General features: G+C 72.5%; 5 protein-coding genes. 2 read left to right on the forward strand and 3 right to left on the reverse strand.

The genetic code is table 11. From position 1 onward, the window contains the following. On the reverse strand, positions 1-515 hold a 515-nt coding region (locus ACFU5K_RS31345), incomplete at its 3' end, for an acyl-CoA dehydrogenase family protein (protein ID WP_384067979.1). Next, positions 491-1,264, reverse strand: coding sequence for an acyl-CoA dehydrogenase family protein (locus ACFU5K_RS31350; protein ID WP_384067982.1), 774 nt, complete (start codon positions 1,262-1,264; stop codon positions 491-493). The genes ACFU5K_RS31350 and ACFU5K_RS31345, both read right to left, overlap by 25 nt. A 248-nt stretch (positions 1,265-1,512) precedes the next feature. On the opposite strand from ACFU5K_RS31350, the gene ACFU5K_RS31355 reads away from it, so the two are divergent. Beyond that, complete coding sequence (locus tag ACFU5K_RS31355) at positions 1,513-3,522, forward strand: hypothetical protein (RefSeq protein WP_384067985.1); 2,010 nt, start codon at positions 1,513-1,515, stop codon at positions 3,520-3,522. A 106-nt stretch (positions 3,523-3,628) separates the two neighbouring features. Here the strand turns inward: ACFU5K_RS31355 and ACFU5K_RS31360 are convergent, their stop codons facing one another. Further along, positions 3,629-3,859, reverse strand: coding sequence for a hypothetical protein (locus tag ACFU5K_RS31360; protein ID WP_384067987.1), 231 nt, complete (start codon positions 3,857-3,859; stop codon positions 3,629-3,631). 299 nt (positions 3,860-4,158) lie between these two features. Between ACFU5K_RS31360 and ACFU5K_RS31365 the strand changes: the two genes are divergently transcribed. Beyond that, positions 4,159-4,329 carry a hydrophobic protein gene (locus ACFU5K_RS31365; protein WP_327111949.1) on the forward strand — a complete coding sequence of 57 codons (171 nt, stop codon included), beginning with the start codon at positions 4,159-4,161 and terminating at the stop codon, positions 4,327-4,329. Positions 4,330-4,384 lie beyond the last annotated feature (55 nt).

The raw sequence follows: 4,384 nt of genomic DNA on the forward strand, positions 1-4,384 counted from the left end.
GGCCGGTCCTTGACGACGGCCGGGGTGCCGGGGCCCATTCGGGACGTCCACCGGGCGGCATCGTCCGGTCCGGCGGATCGGGGGGAGCCCTGGCTCAGACGAAGGCGCCGAGGCCGGTGAGCGCGCGACCGGGTGATGAGGGTGTTGATCTCCCGCGTCCCCTCGTACGAGTAGAGAGCCTCCGCGTCGGCGACGAAACAGCCGATGCTGTAGTCGAGGACGATGCCGTTGCCCGCCAGCAGCTCACGGCCCCATCCGACGACCTCCCGCATCCTGGTGGTGCAGTGCGCCTTGGCCATCGCCGAGTGCTCGTCGCGGAAGGTGCCCTCGTCCTCCAGCTGGGCCAGCCTCACGACCATGCCGAGACAGGCGGTCGCGTCGCTGAGCATGCGGACCAGCAGGTCCTGGGCCAGCTGGAAGCGTGCCACCGGGCCACCGAACTGCTCACGCTCCCGTGTGTAGTCCAGGGCGATGCGGTACGCCGCGAGCATCACGCCCACCGCCTCCCAGGCCACGCCGCTCCTGGTGTGCCGCAGTACGTCCGCGGTGTCCCGGAATCCATGCGCCTCCTTGAGCCTGTTCTCCTCGGGCACACGGCAGTCCTCCAGCACGATGTCGCGTTCTCCACCGTCCGCAGCGCGATCTTGTTCTCGATGAGGCGGGCCGAGAACCCCGGTGTGGGGCTCTCGACCACGAAACCGAGCACGCGGCCCTCGCCGCCTTCCTCCCTGGCCCAGACGACGACGAGGTCGGCGAAGGTGGCGTTGCCGATCCACCGCTTCTCCCCGTTCAGCACCCAGGTGTCGCCGTCGCGCCGCGCGGTGGTGCGCAGGCCCGCCGCGACGTCGGACCCGCCCTGGGGTTCGGTCAGCGCGGACGCTCCGATCTGTTCCATCCGGCCCATGGCGGGCAGCCAGCGACGACGCTGCTCGTCGGAGCCGCACCGGGCGATACTGCCCATGGCGAGCCCGGCGTGTACCCCGTAGAACGTGGCCATCGAGGCATCGACCCGTGCCATCTCCATCGCGATGAACCCGCTCAGCAGGCTGCTCGCGGTGGTGGTGCCACACTCCTCGTAGGCGAGACCCGCGATGCCCAGCTCCCCGAAGCGCGGGATCAGATGACGGGGAAACGACGCCCTGCCCCACCAGGTGTCTGCGTGCGGGGCCACTTCCTCGTGCAGGAACTCCCGGACGCGGTGGAGCGTCTTGCGCTCACTCTCGTCCAGCAACGCCTCGAAACGGTACAAGTCCTCTTCCAGCATGCCGCCGGCCATCGGGTCCGCCCTCTCACGATCGATCTGATCCCGCTCTTCCAGAGCGACCGCCTACCCGCTGATCCACAAGGGATACCGACCCGCCCCTGCTGCGGAATCGTGCCGGGAGCCGTGCCTGCCCCCGGGCGCCCGGCCTCCCGCCCGAGAGGGGGACGGCGGGGCTGATGTGACCGTCACACGATTGGCTCGTTTGGCCTGATGACGGTTTCGGCCCACGGCTCGGAAGGCACCCACCCATGCCCCTCCATCCCTCGCCGCTTCGCATCCTCGGCAACGGTGCGCGCCTCGACGTGAAGGAGGCCGAGGCCGCACTCGTCGAGCACTACCCGCGCCTCGTGCGTCTGGCCTACCTCACGCTGCCACCGACCCTCGGCAGGCACCGCCGGGTGCTCGCCGCGCACGCCGCGGTGCAACGTGCGCTGCACGGAGGTGTGTCCACGGCCCCCGGACCGGTCGAGGGATCCATCCCCGCCCCCCGCGCCGCCGGTTCCGTGGGCGACGGCGGCGGCCCGCAGTCGCCCGTGTACGCCGCAGTCCGCCTTCGAGTCGTACGTTCCGCGCTGGCCTACGACGCACGTCCGCGCTGGTGGCCCGCGCGACTTCCGGCCCCGGCGGCCCTGCGTCCTTCGATGCCGGTGGTGCGGGGGCTCCGGCTCTTCCCACGGGCGGGCGGGATCGATGAGTTCAACCTGGACCGGGTGGTGGCGGAGGTACCGGGGCCCGCCCGTGCGGCTCTGGGACTGCTGCTTCTCGAGTCCCTGCCCGAGGACCGCACGCGCGCGTTGCTCGCCGAGGCGGGTGCCGCCGATCCCTCCGAGGCCGTACGCGCGGCCGGAGAGGTGGCGGGGAGCGACCACGACCGGGTCCGGACGCTGCTCCGGTCGCCGGAGTTCGACCCCTGCACGGTGCAGACCCGGCCCAGCGACCTGCTGCGGCGCAGGAACCGCCGACGGGCGATGACGGCGGTGGCGGTCCTTCTCGTCCTCGTCGGAGGTCCGGCCCTCGCCCCAGACATCTGGACCGACGATTCCAGGCCGCTCGACGCCGCCCCGCGCGCGATCGTGACCGGCGGGACGCTGGATCCTGTCGCGCTGGCGCGTACCCCCGCCGGGCAGTGGGCCGACACCTCGCGCGTGGACTTCAGCGCATGGTCGCCGCGTGGCAGCCGCACCGACGACGAGGCCCTTCTCGCGCGGGCACTCGGTGCCTGGGCACGGCCTCCGGCCGATGCCGTCGTCACCCGTGCCCCCGGCACGCCCGACGTGCCCCCGGCACAGTCGCCCCGGCTGCTCTTCGCGGGGGCACTGGGCAGCGAGGCCGTGGTGCTCTTCCACGACGGAGGCGTGCGCGTCGTCAGGTACGCCGAGCCCCTGTCCGGAGGTGGGGCCCCCGCCCTGGACTTCGCCAGGGCCGACGACGCGGATGTCACCACGGCCGCGGCAGTCGTGGTCAGCCGCTCGGGCGGCGCGGCCAGGTTCCTGCTGGCGCCGTGGATCGCGGAGTCGGCGACGCGCGACCTCCTCACCCCCGACAGCCCGGCGCGGCCGCTGGCCGTGGACAAGGACGGGGTCACCGCGGAGGTGTCCGGCCCAGCGAGCGGCGGATGCCGGTCCTGGCCGGTGATGCAGCTGCGTTCGTCGGAGGAGATCGTGGAGAAGCACGCGTTCCTCGTCACGGATCTCGGGGATCTCTCGCCCGTGCACCTGACCCACACGCCGAAGCCCGGGTCGGGCGGACCGGCGAGGCAGCCGCGCGAGGCGACGGGTACCGACGCCCTGACCGGCTGGGCGCGTACGGCATGTTCTCTCCAGGACCTGCGGGGCTCCGGGGTACGGGCGGTCAACCACTGGCAGTTCGCCGAGCAGCCGCTTCCCGGCACCCGGACCAGCGCGGGCTGGGTGTGCACCAGGGCGGACACGTGGCGGGGGCAGGGGCGGGTCCTCGTGCAGTTCGTTCCGCCCGCGGCGTCACCGACGGCTCCTGCCGAGCTCGTCGCCGACCGCCGGAACTCCGCCCTGTGCAGCCGTTTCGGCCAGCACGTGGTCGCCGGCACCCGATGGAAGTCGCCGACGGGCGCCTGGTACGTGCTGGCAGCGGGCAGCCGGGCCGTGGCGGGTATCGAGGTGGCGGGCCCGGTGCGCGGAGTCGCCAGGGGGCAGACCCTGGCCGTCCCCGCCCAGCGCGACGCGGCGTTCCGGGTGATCGCGAGGCTGCGCGACGGAGGGACGATGCCCGCGGTCAGGTGAGAGGCACCGCCCTGCCGCATGCCCGTGCCAGCCGGCGAGGCCGGCCCCTCGCCCGCCCGGACGGCCCGTCGGCGCTCTGGGCGCGGCCCTGCGGGCGGGAGCACGGCTACCCGGGGCACCCGTGCGTGGGGTAGTCGGTGTATCCGACGGGCCCACCGATGTACATCGCGTCCTGGGTCCGTACGGCGTTCACGGGCGCGCCGGTCCGCAGGCGTTCGACGAGGTCGGGATTGGCGAGGAAGGGGCGGCCCATCGCGATGAGGTCGGCGCCCGCGGCCAGCAGGCGTTCGGCAGCCTCCCTTCCCCCGTCCGCGGGAATCCGGTCCGCGGGCAGCACCGGATTGGCGATGAGGGTACCGGCCAGATCTCGCGCAGGCGGGCGAAGAGCGGCTGATCAGGCGAGGCGAAGGCGACGTGGAGAGGTAGGCGAGGCCCTTGCCGGCGTTGGCCGCGAGGAGCGCCGGGTAGAGGGTGTCCGCGTCGGTGTCGGTGACGCCGTTGACAGCGTGGCCGGGGGAGATGCAACCACGCCCGCCGGGCGACATCGCCTGCCCGCCGGCACGAATAAGAAACAGATAAATTTCCAGGCATGAGCCGGGAGTGCCGGGGCACCCGCCTTTTCGGAGGTTGATAACTATGGTTCCCCTGCTTCTCGTTCTGCTTCTCGCCCTGGTTCTCTTCGGAGCCGGGTTCGCACTGAAGGCCCTGTGGATCGTCGCCGTGATCGTGCTCGCCGTCTGGCTGCTCGGTTTCGTCATGCGTTCCGCCGGTACCGGTGGCCGACGCGGTCGTTGGTACCGCTGGTAACCACCGCTCGTCCCCATGGTGCTGCGGGGCGGCCCCGGACCAAGAGGTCCGGGGC

Source organism: Streptomyces sp. NPDC057428 (genome assembly GCF_042803195.1).
Lineage (GTDB): Bacteria > Actinomycetota > Actinomycetes > Streptomycetales > Streptomycetaceae > Streptomyces.